A 19,802-nucleotide genomic window follows, 5' to 3' on the forward strand; every position below is an offset into this window, starting at 1 on the left:
CGGCCTCCGCCCCGTCGGTGTCAGTCCTCCCGGCGGGCGGGCTGCGGCGCCGGGTAGGACGGGTCCAGCTCCTCGATGGCGCGCAGGGCTCCGCCCAGCGTCTTCACCAGCAGTTCGCGCATGGTGTCGCGGGAGAGTTCGAGGTGGTCTATCCAGTCGAGGGTGGCGCCCTCGACGCTGCACACCCAGGCGAGCAGACCCATCCGGGCCAGCGGTGCGATGTCACCGCGGCCGTAGGCACCCTCGGCTATCGTGCCGACGATCGCCTCGCGCACGCCGTCCCGGATGGCGTGCACCTCGGCGTCGAAGCCGACGCCGCCGCTGACGATGGTCCGGAAGGCGGCCTGGTTGTGCTCGGCGTAGCACAGATAGCTGTCGACGGTGCGGTGGACGCGGTCCACGGCCGCCAGTTCGAGACCGCTCGCGGCATAGGTGACCAGGTCGGCGACGGAGTCATTGATGATCGCCAGGTAGTAGCCACGCTTGGACTGGAAGTAGTAGTAGATCAGTCCCTTGGCGACATGCGCCTGCCGGGCGATGTCGTCCATGGAGAGCGCGTCGTACGACGTGTCGGCGAACAACTTCCGCCCGATGCCGATGAGTTCTGCCCGACGCGCCAGAGAGCGCTCGGTTCCGCGCGCCCGCGGGCGGGCGACGGCAGACTGTTGACTGATATTCAATTTCGACCCTGGTCTCAACGGGCGGCGGGACCCCCGCAGTATGTCAGGTCGGCAATGAGTCGGATCACATCAGTCCGAGCCGGGTGACGAGCATGGCGACAACCGCGACCAGGACCCAGCCCAGGACGTGCTCGACGATCTTCGGGCCGTCGTCCTTGGGCCCGCCGGTGCGGACGCGGGTGGCGGTGGCTGAGTGTGCGGTCATGGTGTCTCGCTGAGGTCGGACGTACAGGTGGATTTCCCCCACCGGTCTGTCCACCTTGCCACCCGCGACGGCTTTTGCGGCGGAGACGTTGGTCACATGGTCAGCGCACCCCCACGGCCGCGAGCGCCTTGCGCTGCCGCGGGCTCACATGGACCGGGAAGTACAGATAGCAGACACCACCCGTGCCGGAGACGACCTTGCCGCTCGCGTTGTACCGCTTGGTCCGCAGCCAGATGTTCTCGAACTCCCTCCTCAGGTACACCCGCCGCACCGCCTCGTCGCTCGGCGAGGCCGGGTCGTTGGCGATCACATCGCCCTCGGCGGTGAAGCCGATCACCGTCATCAGATGGCCGGAGGTGCCGTAACCGGCGCCCGTCAGCTCGGTCTTGAGGAAGGACTGGGACGTTATGGCCGGGATGCCGGCCGCGATCAGCGTCTCCAGGTCGGTGAGCGAGCCGAGCCGCGTGATCACACCCTGGAGGCCGTCGAAGGTGGCCGCGTAGGCGGCGTTGAACGGCCAGTTCCCGCACCCCGCGTACTGGTAGTCGTAGGTGTACCGGGCCGCGTTGCACACCTGCGGGTCGGCATACGACGGATCGACCCAGGCGAGCTGCTCGGGGGTGAGCCGGCCGCCCCAGTACTCGATGATCATCTGCGAGGAGGTGGGGCTGCACCAGGCCTCGCCGCCGTTGTCGTACTCGGGGTACTGGCCCTTGTGGATCTCCTGGGAGTAGCGCGGGACGCTCAGTTCCCGGGCCGGGCCCGGCGTGGTGGCCGGGACGGTGAAGCGGTCGGGGATGTCGGAGCCCATGGCGCCGAGCCGCCAGACGGTGGGGGTGAGCCTGGTGCCCGGCCTGCGGTACAGGGTCAGCCGCAGCCGGTACGACACCAGGCGCAGGCCGGTGGTGGCGTCGTCGATGGCGAAGGTGTCCGTCCAGATGGTGCTCTTGCCGTCGGTCTGGCCGTCCACCGAGGTCCGCTTGATGTCCTGGTCGCCGGCCGCCCAGCGGCCCATCACGTACCAGGGCGTCGCCGTGCCGTCGGAGTAGGTACCGGTCAGCTCGACCTGGAGCCAGGTTCCGGCCGGGGTGTGCGCGTTCCAGGAGACGATCGCCTCGGTGGCGGGGACTCGCAGCTGGTGGACCGGCGAGGTCCAGGTGGCGTACTCCCAGGCGGCCGTGGTGCCGCTGTGCGGGTCCGGGTAGTCCACGGTGCCCGCCGGGGCGGCGATCACCACGCCCGGGCGGCTGCCCGCCACGGCCCGGACGCCCTTGCTGCTGCCGGAGCGCCAGTCGTTGCAAGTGATCCAGGCACGGTTGTCGACGGGCCGGGTGGGGTCCGCGTCGTCGGCGTCGTGCGTGGAGGCGGTCACGGCGGCCGCCGGGCCCGTGCCACCGGCCACCGCGGCGGCGACCGCCGCGGCCAGAACGGTTCTGCGGGACGGCTGTTCGGCTCTGCTCATGGGCGGAAGACCCCCGGGTGTCCGAGTGGCAGCTGTGCGCCAACTATGGCCGAGACGCCATGCCCCTGCCAGCACTTCGGCCCATGCCGCGCCCATGACTATTGGTCTCACCCACTGGCAGCAGCCGGGTGGGCCGCACGGTCCCGGCGCACGCCGGTGACGTGCGCCGGAGTCCGTGGCGCGTGGGTCAGATGAGGTCCATCGCCGCGACCTCGTCCGGGCGGCCGTAGCTCACTGGCCCCTGGAAGCGGCGGCGGGCGGTGGCGAACCACCACACCGTGGCCACGATCAGGACGACGGCCAGCGCGATCGGCGCGTAGTTGAAGGAGTCGACGGTGATCGGCGAGGCCTGCGGCAGCATGAAGAGCACGCTGCTGGCCACGATCCAGGTCACCGCCAGCCAGCCGATCGGCCGGCCCCAGCGCCCCAGGTGCCAGGGCCCGTGCTGGAACTCGTCGCCGAGCCGCAGCCGCAGGAAGATCGGCACGGCGTAGGCGAGGAAGAGCCCGACAACGTTGACACTGACGATGGCGGTGAACGCGGTGTGCGACCACCAGCCCGGCAGCACCAGGGCGAGGGAGCAGGCCACCGCGAGCCATACGGCCTTGACGGGGGTACGGGTGCGGGGCGAGACGGAGTGCCACAGGCGTGAGCCGGGCATGGCGCCGTCCCGGGAGAAGGCGAAGATCTGCCGGGTGTTGCTGGTGAGGTTGGCCAGGCCGCAGAAGAGCATCGCGCCGATCACGACCAGCAGCAGTGCCTTGGCCCAGGCCATGCCGAGGCCGTCGATGAGAATCTGCACGGGTGGCGCGGACGAGCCCGCGACCTTGTCGTAGTCGCTAATGCTGTAGACCAGTGCCAGCATCAGGATCAGGCCGGTGATCGCCGAATAACCTATCGAACGGGTGATCCCCTTCGGCGCGTTGACCGTCGCGCGCACCGTTTCCTCCGACATGTGGAAGCTGCCGTCGAAGCCGGTGAACGTCCAGCTGGTGACCAGCAGGCCGAGCATGCCGCCGTAAAGTCCGTTGGTGAAACCGGTGTTGTTCGCGAAATGCGTCACGAACGACGTCGACTGGTGGTGGTCCGGTATCACGATCAGTGTGCTCACGATCACCACGAGTCCGATCAGCAGCCACCACACCGAAATCCGGTTCAGTATGGCGACCAGCTGGACCGTGTAGGTGTTGGCGAGCCCCTGCAGCACGATGATCAGGGCCGTGATCAGGACGGTCTGATGCGCAGTCGGCTCGTACGACGACCACTGCAGGGCGACGAAGGCCTGGATGAAGGTGGCGGCCGCATATCCGGTGGCCGCGGTGCCGCCGATCTGGCCGACGAAGTTCAGCCAGCCCGTGTACCAGGACCAGGCGCCCTTGTGCCGCTTGGCGAGTTTACCGGCGGAGAAATACAGCGCCCCGCTCGTCGGATAGGCCGACGCGACCTCCGCCATGGCGGCACCGATGAACAGCACCATGACGGAAACGCCGATCCAGCCGAAGACGAGAACACGGGGGCCACCCGCGTTCATACCGAAGCCGAAGGACGAGAAAATACCCGAGAGGATATTGATGATGGTGAAGGAGATCGCGAAATTGTCGAACGCCTGGAATCGGCGGGTGAGTTTCCGCGGATATCCCATCGCATGCAGGGTCGCGTCGTCATCGAGCACGATCGGGTCTTCTCCCCCACGGGCCTTGGCCCGTGGAGTCGATATCCGTTCTGACACTGATCGACCTTTCTCTCAGTAGGGGACGAGCAGGACGTCAGGCGGCGCCCGGCACGGGCAGGCCGCATGCGCGCCTGGCCCGGGAGAGCTGCTCCTCGGGATCGCCGAAGACGCTCCAGGGCATGCGTGAGGCGTACGGTCCCATCGCCGTGAAGACCGCCCGGGCCTCGAACTCGCGCTGGGCCATGACCAGCGCGTGTCCGAGGTAAGCCAGGTCGAGCACCGGAGTGAAGCGGTAACCGGCCACCGTGGGCAGCCAGTTGTGGTAGATCGCGAGGGCGGTGGAGCGCCACTGGGGCTGCTCCCAGACGCGGTCGGCGAGCAGCTGGGTGGGGTTGTAGCTCTCCACCAGGGCGACCAGGGGAAGCAGCCGCAGCGGGGAGTGGGCGGGGGCCCGCTGGCTGAGGAAGGCGGCCACGTCCCAGGCCGCGTTCACCGAGCCGCCGTGGCGCGAGAAGAAGCAGGAGAGGAAGCGGTGGTGGGCCTCGCGGTTGAACGGGTCGAGCGTCAGGATGTGCGCGAACAGCCGCCACGGTCCGGGCGGGGCGGTGAGCAGGCCGTTGGGAGCGGGGTCGCGCAGCCGGTGCAGCCGGGCCATGGCCAGCTTGGCGACCCAGGGCGTGGGGTCGGCCGGGGCCATGACGGCGGCCCGGTCGCAGGCGGCCAGCGCGATGCGTTCCAGGGCTTCGGCCCGCTCGTCACGGGCGTCCGCGGCGCGGATCGCGCGCAGTACGGCCACCCGGGCCCACATCAGGGCCGCTTCCGGGGTCGGCTCCTCGGCGAGCCAGCGCTCGACGAGGTCGGTGCCGGCGGCCTCGGAGGCCACGACGAGGGAGCGGTGGGCGCGCAGGCCGAAGTCGGTGCGGGTCTCGGTCAGGGCTTCATGGGCACTCCGATATCTTCCGGCGCGTACATCGACGCATACGCTCGCCAGGACACGGTCGTCGGCCGCCGGATGCCACACATACTGCCCCTCGAATAACTCCGCGGCCATCTTCCCCTGTCCGTCCCCGTTACGACGCATCGCAGTTGCGCACCAGGCACCTTACTCAGCACCGGGCAGATCGGATGCGGCGAATTCGACATATCGGTCAGCCGATTCCGAATATTAATGAAACGATTGGCGGGCGACTCACGAGTAGTTCAAGGTGATACGTTCTTCCACCCATCGTCCCGGCCGCTATGCGCCGCTACTAGAATGTTTCCGGAAAACACCCCACACCGCATCACACCTCGGGAATCGCCATTCACGACCTCGCCGCCCGCCTGAGCGAACTCCCCCCGTCCTGCGGACCGGTCCGGCTGATCGCCGTCGACGGGCACGCCGGCTCCGGGAAGTCCACGTTCGCCGACCGCCTGGCCGCCGCGCTGGGCGGGGCACCGGTGTTGCATCTCGACGACATCGCCAGCCATGACGAGCTCTTCGAGTGGACCGGGCGTCTGCTGGCGCAGGTGATCGAACCGCTCGGCCGCGGCGAGACCGCGTCGTACGAACCCTACGACTGGCACGCCCGCGCCTTCTGCCCGCCCCGTGCGCTGCCGCCCGCGCCCGTGATCCTGATCGAGGGCGTCGGCGCGGGCCGCCGGGCGCTGCGCCCGCATCTGGCGCGACTGCTGTGGATGGAACTGCCCCACGAGGAGTCCTGGACACGCGGCCGGCTGCGGGACGGAGCCGAACAGCGGGACTTCTGGGCCGGGTGGGTCCGGGCGGAACACCGGCACTTCGCCGAGGACCCCTCGCGCCCGTTCGCCGACCTTCTGGTACAGCAGTCACAGAAGGGGTACAAGGTGCTGCCGGGCCCTTGCGGGACCAATGGACCGGACCAGGAAGTCACCCACCGTGACGGACCGTCCGCTGTGTGCTGAACTTGTGAAGACCCTGCCTGGGAACTTGTTCGACTGCCTCAACTCGGCTTGACCCGGGAGCCGTACAGGACTTACGTTCTCAATAAGCGGTCATTGGCGCCGCCCCATAGACGCGAAGCCCCCGGTTGTTCCCCCGTGATCGGGGGCTTCGTTCTGCCCGGAGCCCGCTTTCCGGAAGCCACGTGCACCGATTCGCTCACCCTCGGTCACCGCGCCGCGTGCGCCCCATCTGCTCCCACCTCGTCAAACGGCCCGTGCGACACCCTTCGGCGGGCACCCGGCCCGCAGGTACGATGCCCTCGGTGCGACCTTCGGACGGCTGCTTCGCGCACCTTCAACTCCGGTCCGTGGCACAGCGGTTCGACCACGGCGGCGGTCGGGCGAGTGCCCGGTGGCGAACGTATGGGGGCGCGGTTTGTGGGGGACGTGATGGACTTCGGCACGCAGGGCCCCGAGGCCCCGGCCGACCTCGCCTGGCTGCGAGGCGTGGACGCCTACACGATGGGTGCCTATCCGCAGGCGGAGGAGGAGTTCCGCACCGCGGTGCGGATGGATCCCGGCATGGCCGACGCCTGGCTGGGGCTGCACGCGCTGCGCGTCGACACGACGACCGCGCTGCTCAGGATGTTCCGGCACCGGGACCGCTTCGGCGAGCAGCGCGCCCGCCACCGCCGCACGCTCAACTCCTGGTACTGGCTGGGCTGGTGGGTGCAGCCGGTGCTGGAGAGCCCGCGCGACCTGCTGCTCGCGCACGCCTCGCACTGGCTGGACGGCCGCCACGTCCCGGAGCTGGACCGGGCTCTCGCCGGGCTCCCGCCCGTGGACGCCGACCCGCAGGTCCGCTTTCTGCACGCCTGCCGGGCCTATCTGGTCAAGGACTGGGAGCAGTTGGTCCGGCACACCGACCCGCTGCTCGACGACACCCTGCTGGGCATCGAGGCGGGCCTGTTCGGCGGCATGGCACGGGTCCGGCTGGAGACCTACGGCCAGGCGGAGCCGCTGCTGTCGGCGGCCCTGATGCGGTGCCGCAGCGAACAGCCCCAGCGCAAGGAGCTGCGGTACTGGCTGGCCCGGGCCCACGAGGGCACGGGGCGCAGCGCGGCGGCACTGCCGCTGTACCGGGCCGTGCACCAGGTCGACGCCGCGTTCATGGACACCTCGGCCCGGCTGGCCGCGATCGCCGAGGGCGACGGGTACGACGACGCGGCCGGCCTCGCGGCGATCACGCTCACCGGCGCCGGGCAGGACAGCGTGGACGGTCCCGATGTGCTCGATCCCCTCTTCGGCACCGAGGGCCGCGACCTGCGGTTCCCCGAGCCTGATCTGCCGCCCGCCGGTCCGCTGTCGTCGGTGACCGACCCGGCGGTGCGGGAGAAGACCGTCGTACCCTCGCCCCTGCCCGCCGGGCCCACCGACCCCGCGCTGCTCGAGGAGGCGCTCGCCGAGCTTGAGCGCATGGTGGGGCTGGAGCCCGTCAAACGCCAGGTCAAGGCGCTGTCCGCCCAGTTGAACATGGCGCGGCTGCGGGCCGGGCAGGGGCTGCCGGTGCAGCCGCCGAAGCGCCACTTCGTCTTCTCCGGCCCCTCGGGCACCGGCAAGACCACGGTCGCGCGCATCCTGGGCCGTGTCTTCTACGCCCTCGGCCTGCTCGGCGGCGACCATCTGGTGGAGGCCCAGCGGGCGGACCTCGTCGGCGAGTATCTGGGCCAGACCGCGGTGAAGGCCAACGAACTGATCGACTCCGCGATCGGCGGTGTGCTGTTCGTCGACGAGGCCTACTCGCTCTCCAACTCGGGCTACGGCAAGGGCGACGCGTACGGCGACGAGGCCCTGCAGGTCCTTCTCAAGCGGGCCGAGGACAACCGGGACCACCTGGTGGTGATCCTGGCCGGCTACCCGGAGGGCATGGACCGTCTGCTGGCCGCCAACCCGGGCCTGTCCTCCCGCTTCACGACCCGCGTCGACTTCCCCTCGTACCGGCCCCTCGAACTCACCTCGATCGGCGAGGTGCTCGCCGCGGAGAACGGCGACGTGTGGGACGAGGAGGCCCTGGACGAGCTGCGGTCCATCGCCGGGCACGTCGTCGACCAGGGATGGATCGACGAACTGGGGAACGGGCGCTTCCTGCGGACGCTGTACGAGAAGAGCTGCGCCTACCGGGACCTGCGACTGTCGACCTACCCCGGCGTCCTGTCCCGCGACGACCTGGCGACCCTCCGGCTCCCGGACCTGATGCAGGCATACGGGGAGGTCCTGTCGGGCCGGGGCCCACAGGACCCGTCGGCCATGTGACACGCCCCCGTGGTCCGCCCCTCGGCGGGCCACGGGGAGCCGCGAGACCGGCGGCCCGCAGGCGCGGGGCCCGGGGGCACGCGGCGCACGGGGCCCTGGGCCGGCCGGTTGCCGACCGGCACCGCCACAGGTGAGGTGGATCTTCGTGGTCGATCCGCCTCGGGCTCCTGGTCGGCCGACGGGCACCTGGGCCACGCCCAGCAGCACTCCGATACCTTCGGGGCCATGGACTGGTCGATCGTCCGCATCGACTCGACCGCCTTGTGAACCCATCAGCACTCAGCCGGGGGCCGAAACAGAGGGCTCCGGCCACACGAACCGACGGGCCGGGTCACCGCCCACGCCTGATCGGTCAGCACGTGCCGACGCGCCCCCGTCGGGTGCGCGCTCAGCCGGCCAGGGCCTCCTCCGGTTCGTCGCTTGCCCGGGGTTCTGTCACCTTCGGTTCCGGGGTCGCGCGGTGGGCCGGGTCGCGGACCTCGCCGACCAGGAGTTCCAGTACGTCCTCCAGCGCGACCAGGCCGAGGACCTTGCCGGACGCGTCGGCCACCTGGGCCAGGTGGGTCGCGGCGCGCCGCATGACCGTGAGCGCGTCGTCGAGCGGCAGCTCGCAGCGCAGGGTGGTCATGGGCCGCCAGACGTGCTGCGGTACGGCCCGGTCCGAGTCCTCCAGGTCCAGTACGTCCTTCACGTGCACGTACCCCATGAAGGCGCCCTTCTCCGCGGCCACCGGGAAGCGCGAGAAACCGGTCCGGGCGGTGAGCCGGACGATCTCCCCCGGGGTGACCGACGGAGTCACCGTGACCAGCGACTCACGTCTGAGGAGCACATCGGTGACCGGGCGCGAGCCCAGTTCCAGCGCGTCCTCCAGGCGCTCCTGCTCCTCGGGGGCGAGGAGGCCGGCCTGGCCGGAGTCCTCCAGCAGCCGGTTGAGCTGCTCGCTGGTGACGACGGCCTCCACCTCGTCCTTCGGCTCGACGCGGAAGAGCCGCAGGATGCCCTGGGCGCAGGCGCCGAGGGCCACCGTGATCGGCCGGCAGACGCGGGCGAAGGCGACAAGCCCCGGGCTGAGCCACAGCGCGGCCTTCTCCGGCGCCGCCATCGCGAGGTTCTTCGGCACCATCTCGCCGATGACCAGGTGGAAGAAGACCACCGCGGCAAGGGCGATGACATACCCGAGCGGGTGAATCATGCCGTCGGGAAGATGAACCGCCTCGAACACGGGTTCAAGCAGATGGGCCACCGTGGGCTCGGCGACCGCGCCCAGGGTCAGCGAGCAGACGGTGATGCCGAACTGGGCGGCGGCCATCATCTGCGGCAGCCGCTCGAGGCCGTACAGCACCTGGCGGGCCCGTGCCGTGCCGAGCGGTTCGATCTGGCTGCGGCGCACGGACACGAGCGCGAACTCGGCGCCGACGAAGAAACCGTTGGCGAGCACGAGCAGCATGGCGAAGACCAGTTGGAGCACGCTCATCGGGCGGCCTCCATGACGTTCACCGCCGGGGCCGTCCGGACCAGCCGGACCCGCTCCGCGCGGTAGTGCCCGACCTGGCGCACCGACAGCCGCCAGCCGGGCAGTTCCGCCTTGTCGCCGGGCGCCGGGATACGGCCGAGCAGGTCGGCCACCAGGCCGGCGACGGTCTCGTAGGGGCCCTCGGGCACGTCCAGGCCTATGCGCTGCAGGATGTCGACCCGGACGCTGCCGTCGACGTCCCACGCGGGCCTGCCGTCCTGCGGCGGCGCCGCGGCGAGTTCGGGCGCGTCCGGCCGGTCGTGCTCGTCGCGGACCTCGCCGACGAGTTCCTCGACGATGTCCTCCAGGGTGACCACGCCCGCCGTGCCGCCGTACTCGTCGACGACGACCGCGATGGGCTGCTCGCTGCGCAGACGCGCGAGCAGCGGCTGCACGGGGAGCGTCTCGGGGACCAGCAGCGCCCTGCTGGCAATACGGCCGACCGGGGTACGCAGCCGGTCGCGTGACGCGATCGCCAGGGCGTCCTTGAGGTGGACCATGCCGACGATCTCGTCGATCTTCTCCCGGTAGACGGGGAAGCGGGACAGACCGGTGGCCCGGGTCAGATTGACCACGTCCTCGGCGGTGGCCGAGTCCTGGAGCGCACTGACCTTCACGCGTGGGGTCATGACGTGCTGCGCGGTCAGCTCACCGAGGGACAGCGTCCGTACGAAGAGGTCGGCCGTGTCCTGCTCCAGGGCGCCGGCCTGGGCGGAGTGCCGGGCCAGCGAGACGAGCTCGCCGGGGGTGCGGGCGGAGGCCAGTTCCTCGGTGGGCTCCACGCCCAGGGCGCGTACGAGCCGGTTGGCGACCGTGTTCAGACCGGAGATCACCGGGCGGAACAGCCGGGAGAAACGGTGCTGCGGGCCGGCGACGAACCGCGCGACCTGCAGGGGCCTGGACACCGCCCAGTTCTTGGGTACGAGTTCGCCGATCACCATCTGGATCGCCGAGGCGAGCAGCATGCCGACGACCACGGCGACGCCGGAGACCGCGCCGTCCGGGACGCCGATCGCGGCGAACGGGCCGCTCAGGAGCCCCGCGAGGGCCGGTTCGGCGAGCATGCCGACGACGAGGGAGGTGATGGTGATGCCGAGCTGGGTGCCGGAGAGCTGGAAGGACAGCTCCTTGAGGGCCTCGACGACCGTACGGGCGCGTTTGTCGCCCTCGGCGGCGGCCTTCTCGGCATCCGGCCGCTCGACCGTCACCAGGCCGAACTCGGCCGCCACGAAGAATCCGTTGGCCAGGATCAGCAGGAACGCCGCTCCGAGGAGCAGCAGGGGGATGGTCATGATGCCGCCGCCTCCGCGCTATGTCGGTAGGGGGCGGCGCAGGTACTACAGGACGATCCGTCCATCGCTGGAGGGAGTCACTCCTCGGGTAGCAGGAACCCCTGCGCGCCGGCCGGCACTACAGGGGCGGAGGCGCAACGTGAACGTCTCCGCCACCAGATTAATCAAGACACGGCCCGATGCGGCAGGGTGGACGACCCCGAGTCAGCCCTGATCTTGACCGGGATCGTGTATGGCGCGGGCCTCGGCGAGCGCCCGCAGCGTACGCGCGTCGGCGATGGCGCGCTGCTTGGCGACGCCCGGCTGGATGCCGAGCGCGGGCAGGCTGGTGCCGTCGCTGAGGTTCAGGAACACCCAGGGGTCGCCGGGGCGCAGGTTCACCTGGAGGATTTCCGCCCATTCCAGGTGCCTTTTGCTGGCGATGTTCACCACGGTGACGCCGGACTCGTCGGCGACGACCTTCACCCGGGCGAGCAGGGCCAGCACCCAGAAGATGAGCCCGCCGGTGACGACGAAGGTGAGCTTCTCCCCCGGGCCGAGCTGTTCCAGCAGCAGGGCGATGCCCGAAATGATCACGAAGATCACCACGCCGGCTGTGAGCAGAATCGCACGGGTGCGGCCCGGCCGGAAGGTGACGGGGAGGGCGGGAAGGGGGGTCTGTTCGGACATCGGTGTGCGGCGTCCCGTGATCAGAGGCGGCAGGCGTGGATGGCCGTGGTCAGGATGGCCCGGGCACCGATGGCGTACAGGTCGTCCATGATCCGCTGCGCGTCCTTGGCGGGGACCATGGCGCGGACGGCGACCCACCCCTCGTTGTGCAGGGGGGAGATGGTGGGGGACTCCAGGCCCGGGGTGAGGGCGACGGCCTTCTCCAGCTGCTCGACGCGGCAGTCGTAGTCCATCATCACGTACGTCCGGGCCACCAGGACGCCCTGGAGGCGGCGCAGGAACTGCTGGACCTTGGATTCCTCGGCGTCGGCGCCGGTGCGGCGGATCACCACCGCCTCGGACGTCATGATCGGCTCGCCGAAGACCTCCAGCCCCGCGTTGCGCAGCGAGGTGCCGGTCTCGACGACGTCCGCGATGATCTCGGCGACCCCCAGCTCGATGGCGGTCTCCACGGCGCCGTCGAGGTGGACGACGGAGGCGTCGACGCCGTTGTCGGCAAGGTGCTTGGCGACGATGCCCTCGTAGGAGGTGGCGACCGTCAGGCCGTTCAGGTCCTCGACGCTCTTGGCCGTGCCGGGCTTGGTGGCGTAGCGGAAGGTGGAGCGGGCGAAGCCGAGCGGCAGGATCTCCTCGGCGTTGGCGCCGGAGTCCACGAGCAGATCGCGGCCGGTGATGCCGATGTCGAGCCGGCCGGAGGACACGTAGATCGCGATGTCGCGGGGGCGGAGGTAGAAGAACTCGACCTCGTTCGCCGGGTCGACGATCCGCAGTTCCTTGGACTCCCGGCGCTGCCGGTAGCCGGCCTCATGCAGCATCTCCGCCGCAGGGCCGGACAGGGAACCCTTGTTGGGGACGGCGATGCGCAGCATGAGGTCGGCTTCCTTTGTTCGTGCCTGCGGTGTGCTGTTCGTGCGTACGGTGTGCGACGTGCTCTTACGGCTCAGAGGTGGGCGTAGACGTCGTCCAGGGAGATCCCGCGGGCGACCATCATCACCTGGACGTGGTACAGCAACTGCGAGATCTCCTCGGCGGCCGCCTCCTTGCCCTCGTACTCGGCGGCCATCCAGACCTCGGCGGCCTCCTCGACGACCTTCTTGCCGATGGCATGGACGCCCTTTCCGACCAGTTCGGCGGTGCGGGACGTGGCGGGATCGCCGTGGGCGGCCTTGTGCTGGAGCTCGGTGAAGAGCTCCTCGAACGTCTTCTTGGACATGATGGCCCCACCCTACGCGGTTCGGGCGATCCCCTAGTGCCAGGGTTCAGATACTGAGCGGAGGGTGATCGCGGTCGCCACCGCCGCCGTCACCGCCTCGTGCCCCTTGTCCTCGTTGGAGCCCTCAAGGCCGGCCCGGTCCAGGGCCTGCTCCTCGTTGTCACAGGTGAGCAGGCCGAAGCCGACGGGGACGCCGGTCTCCACGGAGACCTGGGCCAGGCCCTGGGTGACGCCCTGGCACACGTAGTCGAAGTGGGGGGTGCCGCCGCGGATGACGACGCCGAGCGCGACGACCGCGTCGTAGCCGCGGCCCGCGAGGGCCTTGGCGGCGACCGGAAGCTCCCAGCTGCCGGGGACCCGCAGCAGGGTCGGCTCGTCGATCCCCAGGTCGCGCAGGGCGCGCAGGGCGCCGTCCACCAGACCGTCCATCACCTTCTCGTGCCACTGCGCCGCGATGACGGCGACCCGCAGGTCGCTCGCGTTGCGTACGGACAGTTCCGGTGCGCCCTTGCCGCTCACGTCTCTCCTCAGTGCTGTTCTGCTGGTTCTGCTGGTCTTACTGGTTGCCACAGGTCGCTGCGGACGCGGCCACGGAAGCCGGCACGGAAGGTGTGTCCAGCCAGGGCAGGTCGTGGCCCATCCGGTCCCGCTTGGTGCGCAGGTAGCGGAGGTTGTGCTCGCCCGCCTGTACGGGCATCGGCTCGCGCCCGGTGACCTTGAGTCCGTGGCGCAGCAGCGCATCGGTCTTGTCGGGGTTGTTGGTCATCAGCCGCAGGCTGCGGACGCCGAGGTCCGCCAGGATCCGCGCGCCCGCGCCGTAGTCGCGGGCGTCGGCGGGCAGGCCGAGTTCGAGGTTGGCGTCGAGGGTGTCGTGGCCCTGTTCCTGCAGCTCGTAGGCGCGCAGCTTGGACAGCAGTCCGATGCCGCGGCCCTCGTGTCCGCGCAGGTAGACCACCACACCCCGGCCCTCCTCCTGGATGCGCTCCAGCGAGGCGTCCAGCTGGGGGCCGCAGTCGCAGCGCGCGGAGCCGAAGACGTCGCCGGTGAGGCATTCGGAGTGGACGCGGACGAGGACGTCCTCGCCGTCGCCGATCTCACCGTGGACGAGGGCGACGTGCTCGACGCCGTCGGCGGTGGCGCGGTAGCCGTAGGCCGTGAACGCGCCGTGCTTGGTGGGCAGATGGACCTCGGCCTCACGGCGCACGGTGGGCTCGGCGGCGCGGCGGTGGGCGATCAGGTCCTCGATGGAGATGATCGTCAGGCCGTGCTTGCGGGCGAACGGGATCAGCTCGGGCAGGCGCAGCATGCGGCCGTCCTCACCGGCGATCTCGACGATCGCACCGGCCGGGCGCAGGCCCGCGAGGCGGGCGAGGTCGACGGCCGCCTCCGTGTGGCCGTTGCGGACCAGGACGCCACCGGGCCGGGCGCGCAGCGGGAAGACATGGCCGGGGCGCACGAAGTCGGTGGGCTCAGCGGTGCCGCTCGCGAGCAGCTGGAGCGTGGTCGCGCGGTCCGAGGCCGAGATTCCGGTGCTCACACCGTGGGCGGCCGAGGCGTCCACGGATACGGTGAACGCGGTCTGCATCGACTCGGTGTTGTCCTCGACCATCTGCGGCAGCCGCAGCCGGTCCAGCTCCTTGCCCTCCATGGGTGCGCAGATCAGTCCGCGGCACTCGCTCATCATGAAGGCGATGATCTCGGGGGTCGCCTTCTCGGCGGCGATGACGAGGTCGCCCTCGTTCTCCCGGTCCTCGTCGTCGACGACCACGATCGGGCGGCCGGCGGCGATGTCGGCGATGGCCTGCTCGACCGGGTCGAGCCGGAAGTCCTCGATGTGCTCGGGGGAGTCGGTGCTGTAGAGCAGCGGCGGGACCGAAGGGGTGGCGCGCAGGGCCCCGTTCAGGATGGTGGTGGGTGACGGGCGGGCGGTCATGCCGGCGCTCCTTCCAGGACGGGCCGCGCGTCCCCGCGGGAGCGCAGCCACCAGTCGCGCATGCCCCACAGGACGAGTGCGCCGTATATGACGTAGACGAAGCCGGAGAAGGCGTAGCCGTTGGCGAAGTTCAGCGGCACGCCGACCAGGTCGACGAGCAGCCAGGCGATCCAGAACTCGACCATGCCGCGGGCCTGCGCGTACATGGCGACGACGGTGCCGACGAAGATGTAGGCGTCCGGCCAAGGGTCCCAGGACAGGGTCGGGTACGCCTTGAAGAGCAGGGCCACCGCGACGGTGCCGGCGGCCGCGGCGGCGGCCATCGCGGCGCGCTCGCGCCAGGTGGCGAACCGCGGGGCGATGTGGCCGTCACCTCCGTCTTCGGGCCGGCCCTTGTTGCGGTTCCACTGCCACCAGCCGTAGAGCGCGACGGCGATGACGACGACCTGCTTGCCGGCGCTGCCCGCGAGGTGGCCGTAGAAGGCCGCGAAGAGGACCAGGCCGGAGAGGAACTGCACCGGCCAGGTCAGCAGGGAGCGGCGCCAGCCGAGGGCGAGCGCGATGAGACCGAGGATGTTGCCGGCCATGTCCGACCAGATGATGTGCTGGCCGAACAGGACGAACGCCTCGGAGTTGAGCCAGCTCACCGGTCGGCCCCCTGACCGGCCGCGAGCAGCCGCTCGACGTACTTGGCGATGACGTCGACCTCGAGGTTGACCGGGTCGCCGGGCTGCTTGAGGCCGAGCGTGGTCAGGGCGAGGGTGGTGGGGATGAGGCTGACGGTGAAGTAGTCGGGGCCGGCCTCGACGACGGTGAGGCTGATGCCGTCGACGGTGATGGAGCCCTTCTCGACGACGTAGCGGGCGAGGTCCGCGGGCAGTGAGACCTTCACGATCTCCCAGTTCTCGGAGGGCTTGCGCTCCAGCACCTGGCCGGTGCCGTCCACGTGCCCCTGCACGATGTGCCCGCCGAGGCGCGCGCCGACGGCGGTGGGGCGCTCCAGGTTGACGCGGGAGCCGACGGTGAGGACGCCCAGGCTGGAGCGGTCCAGGGTCTCGGCCATGACATCGGCGGTGAACTCGTCGCCCTCGTGCTCCACGACGGTGAGACAGACCCCGTTCACGGCGATGGAGTCGCCGTGCTGCGCGCCCTCGGTCACTACGGGGCCGCGCAGTCGGAAGCGGGAGGCGTCGCCGAGGGTCTCGACGGCGGTGACTTCACCCAGCTCTTCGACGATTCCGGTGAACACTTCCCGGGTCCTCCTGCCACATTGGGGCACGGACTCCGGGGCCTGTCGATGACGACAGAATCTACGGGTGAGCAAGACCATGAGCTCTGCCGACGCCGAGAAGGACCCGTCCGGCTGCGGACGAGCCCAGATACGGCGGCGCGCACACGTGCATGCCCGCCCGCCGCGCACTGCCTCCCATCCGGACTTTAACCGTCGGTCCAGGAATTTCACCTGGTCAACCGGCCGCTGGAAGCGACCGGGTCGCGGACTGTAACCGCCGGTTCGGACTTTCACCGACCCCGGAGTGCGCTGCTTCTGGTACAGGGCCAGTGTGCCACGCCCGATCGTCATCCATACAGACGAGGCGTGTGGGTTGGCTCACAGACCGTATCGCTGGACTTCCACGGTCCGCTGACGATCCGTCGGATCCGGTTGCGCGACCCATTGACCTGAATGGTCTAGTCCTTTTAGTGTTCGAGCGGGCCCGGCGGCGGTGACGACGGCCCTTGCCCGCCGCCGGGTCGCCGCGCGTACCGGCCGTGCCGGCCGTTCCGCGTGCTCTGGCAGGGTGAGCGCATGACGACGACGCCGATCGCCGAGGAATTCGAAGCCCACCGCCCGCGCCTGTTCGGCCTGGCCTATCGGATGCTCGGCTCCGCCGAGGAGGCCGAGGACACGGTCCAGGACGCGTTCGTGCGTTTCGACGGCCCGGACCGCGCGCACATCGAGCATCCGTCGGCCTGGCTGGCCAGAACGGTCACCAATCTCTGCCTCAACCGGCTGACCTCGGCCCGCGCCCGGCGCGAGCAGTACGTCGGCGACTGGCTGCCGGAGCCGGTGATCACCTCCGACGGCGCACTCGGGCCCCTGGAGTCGGCGGAGCGGCGGGACGCGGTGTCGATGGCGATGCTGGTCCTGCTGGAGCGGCTGACGCCGACCGAGCGGGCGGTGTACGTGCTGCGGGAGGCGTTCGGCTACGGGCACCGGGAGATCGCCGGCCTGCTCGACCTGGGCGAGGCCAACTGCCGTCAGCTGTACCGGCGGGCGGTGCGGCGGGTGGCGGCGCCGGAGGGACGGTTCGATCCGGCTCCCGAGCAGCAGGAGAGGCTCGTCGCCTCGTTCATCACGGCCGCCCGCGACGGCGATCTGGCCGGCCTGGAGAAGCTGCTCGCGGCCGATGTGACCTGGTGGAGCGACGGCGGCGGCAAGGTCTCGGCGGCCCGGCGGCCGATCGAGGGCCGCGACAAGGTCCTGCGTTTCCTGGTGGGCGGAGCCGTGCGGTTCACGGCGGGCTTCTCCTACACGGCGGCCGAGGTCAACGGCGCGAGCGCGCTGGTCGTGTGGGACGGCGACGCGCTGGTCGGTGTCGTCTGCCTCGAGGTGCGGGACGGGCTGATCGCGCACGCGCGGGCCGTGGTGAATCCAGACAAACTGGACTTCGTACGCCGCCAGCTCGCACGTCACTGAAAACGCGCCGCGGGAATGTCACATCTCGCGGGGGCTGTCCGGTCTCAGTTGACGAAGGGTGCTCCATCCCGGGGCGCCCGGCGTCCGAAAGGCTCAACAGCATGACCACGATCCTGGTGACCGGCGGCACCGGAACCCTCGGCCGGCTCGTCGTCGAGCGGCTGCGCGCCGGCGGGCACGAGGTGCGGGTGCTCAGCCGGCACACCCAGCCCTACGCCGTCGACCTGCGCGAAGGCGGGTCCGGCCTGGACACGGCCGTCGCGGGCGTGGACACCGTCGTGCACTGCGCGAGCTCGCCGAAGGGTGACGAGGCAGCGGCACGGAACCTGATCGCGGCGGCGCGCCGGGCGGGTGTCGGCCATCTCGTCCACATCTCGATCGTCGGCATCGACCGGGTGCCGCTCGGCTACTACAAGTCCAAGCTCGCCGTGGAGAGGCTGGTCGAGGAGTCGGGGCTCGGCTGGACGGTGCTGCGGGCGACCCAGTTCCACGATCTGCCGGTGCAGCTTTTCCAGGCACTGGCCAAGCCGCCCGTGATGCTGCTTCCGGCCGGGATCTCGGACCAGCCGATCGAGGTGGCCGAAGTGGCGGACCGACTGGCCGAGTTGGCGGCCGGGGCGCCCGCGGGACGGGTCGCGGACATGGGCGGACCGGAGGTACGGACGCTCGACTCCCTGGCCCGCGCCTACCTGAAGGCGACCGGTCGGCGCCGCCCGGTGGTGTCCCTCCCCCTGCCCGGCAGAACAGCCCGGGCCTTCCGCGGCGGCGGCCACCTCACACCCGCGCGGGCGGTGGGCAAGGGAACGTTCGAGGAGTACCTGGCGGCCCGGTTCGGGGACGGCGGCGGGAGGTGAGGCAGAGCGGGCCCGGGGCTACCGCTCCGGCGGTGCGAAGAGCTCGTCCTGGGCCCGCTCGCGCGCTGTCAGCAGGGCGCCGCGCAGGACGGCCGAGCCGCCCAGGCCGCTTGCCCGCACCTCGGTGACCAGCGGCGACATCCGACGGATCCGCTCCTCCACCCACCTGGCGAGCACTCCTCCCCCGGCCTTCCCGACCTCCCCGCCGAGGACCACGCACCCCGGGTCCAGGATGGCGACGACGGAGGCCACACCGAGGGCGATCCGCTCGGCAAGGGCATCGAGAAAGCGAGCGGCGGCCTCCTCGGCCTGTGGCGAGGGTGGTGAGGTCGGCGAAGTCACGCGGTCCGCGCCGCCGCCCGCGCCGTCCTCCCCGACCGCCTCCACCACCCCCCGCACCAGCCCCGCCACCGCGCCCGGCTCGGACAGGTCGGCAGCGCTGTCCCAGAGTCCGTGCTCGGCCGCCAGCTGGGCGATGGCCGTCGATCCGACCAGGGAGTGGTAGCCGCCCTCGCAGTCCGTGGCGGAGGGCAGGGCGGGGGTGCCCGGGACCGGTAGGAAGCCGATCTCGCCCGTGCCGCCGGAGGCCCCGCGGCGGAGGCTGCCGTCGAGGACGACGGCGGCGCCCGGGCTGTGGCCCAGCCAGAGGAGGACGAAGGTGTCCCGGTCCCGGGCCACGCCCTCCTCCTGCTCGGCCAGGGCGGCGAGGTTGGTCTCGTTCTCGACGCTGACGCGGGCCTCGGGGAAGCGTTCCTGGAGCGCGGCGACCAGTCGGCGGTGCCAGGCGGGCAGGCCCGCCGAGTCGCGGAGCTCCCCGGTGGCGGGGTCGATGAGGCCAGGCGCGCCGATCCCGACGGTGTGCGGTTGCTCGGCCCCGGCGTCCTTGACCGCCCGCTCCACCAGCGCCGTCGCCTGTTCCAGGGCGGGCCCGGTCCCGGTGTCCCCGCCGATCGGCCCGGCGGCCTCGGCGAGCACCCGGCCGAGCAGGTCGGACACCAGTACGGAGACGCTCGCGGTGCGGACGTCGAGCGCGGCCAGATGGGCCCGGTCGGCGACGATGCCGTGCAGCCGGGCGTTCGGGCCGCGGCGCTGCTCACCCGCCTCCCCGACGACCGTGATCAGGCCGGACGCGGTGAGGCGTTCGACGAGGTCGGCCACCGTGGGCCGGGACAGTCCGGTCAGCTGTTTCAACTGGCCTGCCGTCAGCGGGCCTTCGCGCTGCAGCAGCCGCAGGGCGAGCCGGTCGTTGATGGCCCGGGCGGTGCTCGGTGATGCGGGCATGACGGGAATCCTCCCAGACCGGCACTGCGTACCCGGCCGTATCGCGCCTATCTATCAGGAAGGGTCCCTGATAGTTTACGGCGGTACAGCCGGGTGACAACCGTCCGGGGAGGGG

Annotated in this window: 19 protein-coding genes and 1 riboswitch; of the genes, 4 read left to right on the forward strand and 15 right to left on the reverse strand. The window is 70.8% G+C overall.

Annotated features, from left to right (window positions below; genetic code table 11):
- Positions 1-20: 20 nt before the first annotated feature.
- The 5 genes from N8I87_RS06995 to N8I87_RS07015 all read right to left on the reverse strand — a co-directional run bounded on the left by N8I87_RS06995 (position 21) and on the right by N8I87_RS07015 (position 5,070).
- Complete coding sequence (locus tag N8I87_RS06995) at positions 21-680, reverse strand: TetR/AcrR family transcriptional regulator (RefSeq protein WP_263206496.1); 660 nt, start codon at positions 678-680, stop codon at positions 21-23.
- A gap of 64 nt (positions 681-744) precedes the next feature.
- A complete protein-coding gene (locus N8I87_RS07000) occupies positions 745-885 on the reverse strand; it encodes an SCO1431 family membrane protein (RefSeq protein WP_263206498.1) in 141 nt (46 codons plus the stop codon).
- 100 nt (positions 886-985) lie between these two features.
- Positions 986-2,347 carry a C39 family peptidase gene (locus N8I87_RS07005; protein ID WP_263206500.1) on the reverse strand — a complete coding sequence of 454 codons (1,362 nt, stop codon included), beginning with the start codon at positions 2,345-2,347 and terminating at the stop codon, positions 986-988.
- Positions 2,348-2,534: 187 nt separating this feature from the next.
- Positions 2,535-4,076, reverse strand: coding sequence for an amino acid permease (locus tag N8I87_RS07010; RefSeq protein ID WP_263206501.1), 1,542 nt, complete (start codon positions 4,074-4,076; stop codon positions 2,535-2,537).
- A gap of 37 nt (positions 4,077-4,113) precedes the next feature.
- The gene (locus tag N8I87_RS07015; RefSeq protein ID WP_263206503.1) at positions 4,114-5,070 is read right to left on the reverse strand and encodes a hypothetical protein; all 957 of its coding nucleotides are present in this window, start codon (positions 5,068-5,070) and stop codon (positions 4,114-4,116) included.
- A gap of 251 nt (positions 5,071-5,321) precedes the next feature.
- On the opposite strand from N8I87_RS07015, the gene N8I87_RS07020 reads away from it, so the two are divergent.
- Both N8I87_RS07020 and N8I87_RS07025 read left to right on the forward strand, forming a co-directional pair.
- A complete protein-coding gene (locus N8I87_RS07020) occupies positions 5,322-5,942 on the forward strand; it encodes a uridine kinase family protein (RefSeq protein ID WP_263216337.1) in 621 nt (206 codons plus the stop codon).
- A 429-nt stretch (positions 5,943-6,371) separates the two neighbouring features.
- A complete protein-coding gene (locus N8I87_RS07025) occupies positions 6,372-8,234 on the forward strand; it encodes an AAA family ATPase (RefSeq protein ID WP_263216338.1) in 1,863 nt (620 codons plus the stop codon).
- Positions 8,235-8,622: 388 nt separating this feature from the next.
- Here the strand turns inward: N8I87_RS07025 and N8I87_RS07030 are convergent, their stop codons facing one another.
- From N8I87_RS07030 to N8I87_RS07070, 9 genes are all read right to left on the reverse strand, one after another.
- Entirely contained in the window at positions 8,623-9,708 is a 1,086-nt protein-coding gene (locus tag N8I87_RS07030; RefSeq protein ID WP_263206504.1) for a hemolysin family protein, read from the reverse strand.
- Complete coding sequence (locus N8I87_RS07035; protein ID WP_263206505.1) at positions 9,705-11,039, reverse strand: hemolysin family protein; 1,335 nt, start codon at positions 11,037-11,039, stop codon at positions 9,705-9,707. Before N8I87_RS07035 ends, N8I87_RS07030 begins: the two co-directional genes overlap by 4 nt.
- Positions 11,040-11,243: 204 nt before the next feature.
- A complete protein-coding gene (locus tag N8I87_RS07040) occupies positions 11,244-11,708 on the reverse strand; it encodes a PH domain-containing protein (protein ID WP_263206506.1) in 465 nt (154 codons plus the stop codon).
- A gap of 20 nt (positions 11,709-11,728) precedes the next feature.
- The gene (hisG, locus tag N8I87_RS07045; protein WP_263206507.1) at positions 11,729-12,577 is read right to left on the reverse strand and encodes an ATP phosphoribosyltransferase; all 849 of its coding nucleotides are present in this window, start codon (positions 12,575-12,577) and stop codon (positions 11,729-11,731) included.
- Between the two features lie 71 nt (positions 12,578-12,648).
- The gene (locus N8I87_RS07050) at positions 12,649-12,921 is read right to left on the reverse strand and encodes a phosphoribosyl-ATP diphosphatase (RefSeq protein ID WP_007491392.1); all 273 of its coding nucleotides are present in this window, start codon (positions 12,919-12,921) and stop codon (positions 12,649-12,651) included.
- A gap of 33 nt (positions 12,922-12,954) precedes the next feature.
- Positions 12,955-13,440: a 6,7-dimethyl-8-ribityllumazine synthase gene (gene ribH, locus N8I87_RS07055; RefSeq protein ID WP_263206508.1), complete on the reverse strand. Its 486-nt coding sequence runs from the start codon at positions 13,438-13,440 to the stop codon at positions 12,955-12,957.
- Between the two features lie 37 nt (positions 13,441-13,477).
- Positions 13,478-14,854: a bifunctional 3,4-dihydroxy-2-butanone-4-phosphate synthase/GTP cyclohydrolase II gene (locus tag N8I87_RS07060; protein ID WP_263206509.1), complete on the reverse strand. Its 1,377-nt coding sequence runs from the start codon at positions 14,852-14,854 to the stop codon at positions 13,478-13,480.
- Positions 14,851-15,501, reverse strand: coding sequence for a nicotinamide mononucleotide transporter family protein (locus N8I87_RS07065; protein WP_263206510.1), 651 nt, complete (start codon positions 15,499-15,501; stop codon positions 14,851-14,853). The genes N8I87_RS07060 and N8I87_RS07065 overlap by 4 nt, the downstream gene beginning before the upstream one ends.
- A complete protein-coding gene (locus N8I87_RS07070; RefSeq protein WP_263206511.1) occupies positions 15,498-16,103 on the reverse strand; it encodes a riboflavin synthase in 606 nt (201 codons plus the stop codon). Before N8I87_RS07070 ends, N8I87_RS07065 begins: the two co-directional genes overlap by 4 nt.
- A 163-nt stretch (positions 16,104-16,266) precedes the next feature.
- Positions 16,267-16,397, reverse strand: a riboswitch (FMN riboswitch).
- A gap of 264 nt (positions 16,398-16,661) precedes the next feature.
- Here N8I87_RS07070 and N8I87_RS07075 point away from each other — a divergent pair.
- Together N8I87_RS07075 and N8I87_RS07080 are read left to right on the forward strand one after the other, a co-directional pair.
- Positions 16,662-17,552: an RNA polymerase sigma-70 factor gene (locus N8I87_RS07075; RefSeq protein ID WP_263206512.1), complete on the forward strand. Its 891-nt coding sequence runs from the start codon at positions 16,662-16,664 to the stop codon at positions 17,550-17,552.
- A 101-nt stretch (positions 17,553-17,653) separates the two neighbouring features.
- Positions 17,654-18,406: an SDR family oxidoreductase gene (locus N8I87_RS07080; protein ID WP_263206513.1), complete on the forward strand. Its 753-nt coding sequence runs from the start codon at positions 17,654-17,656 to the stop codon at positions 18,404-18,406.
- 18 nt (positions 18,407-18,424) lie between these two features.
- Here the strand turns inward: N8I87_RS07080 and N8I87_RS07085 are convergent, their stop codons facing one another.
- A complete protein-coding gene (locus N8I87_RS07085; protein ID WP_263206514.1) occupies positions 18,425-19,687 on the reverse strand; it encodes an ROK family transcriptional regulator in 1,263 nt (420 codons plus the stop codon).
- Positions 19,688-19,802 lie beyond the last annotated feature (115 nt).

Source organism: Streptomyces sp. HUAS 15-9 (genome assembly GCF_025642155.1).
In the GTDB taxonomy this organism is placed as follows: Bacteria; Actinomycetota; Actinomycetes; order Streptomycetales; family Streptomycetaceae; genus Streptomyces.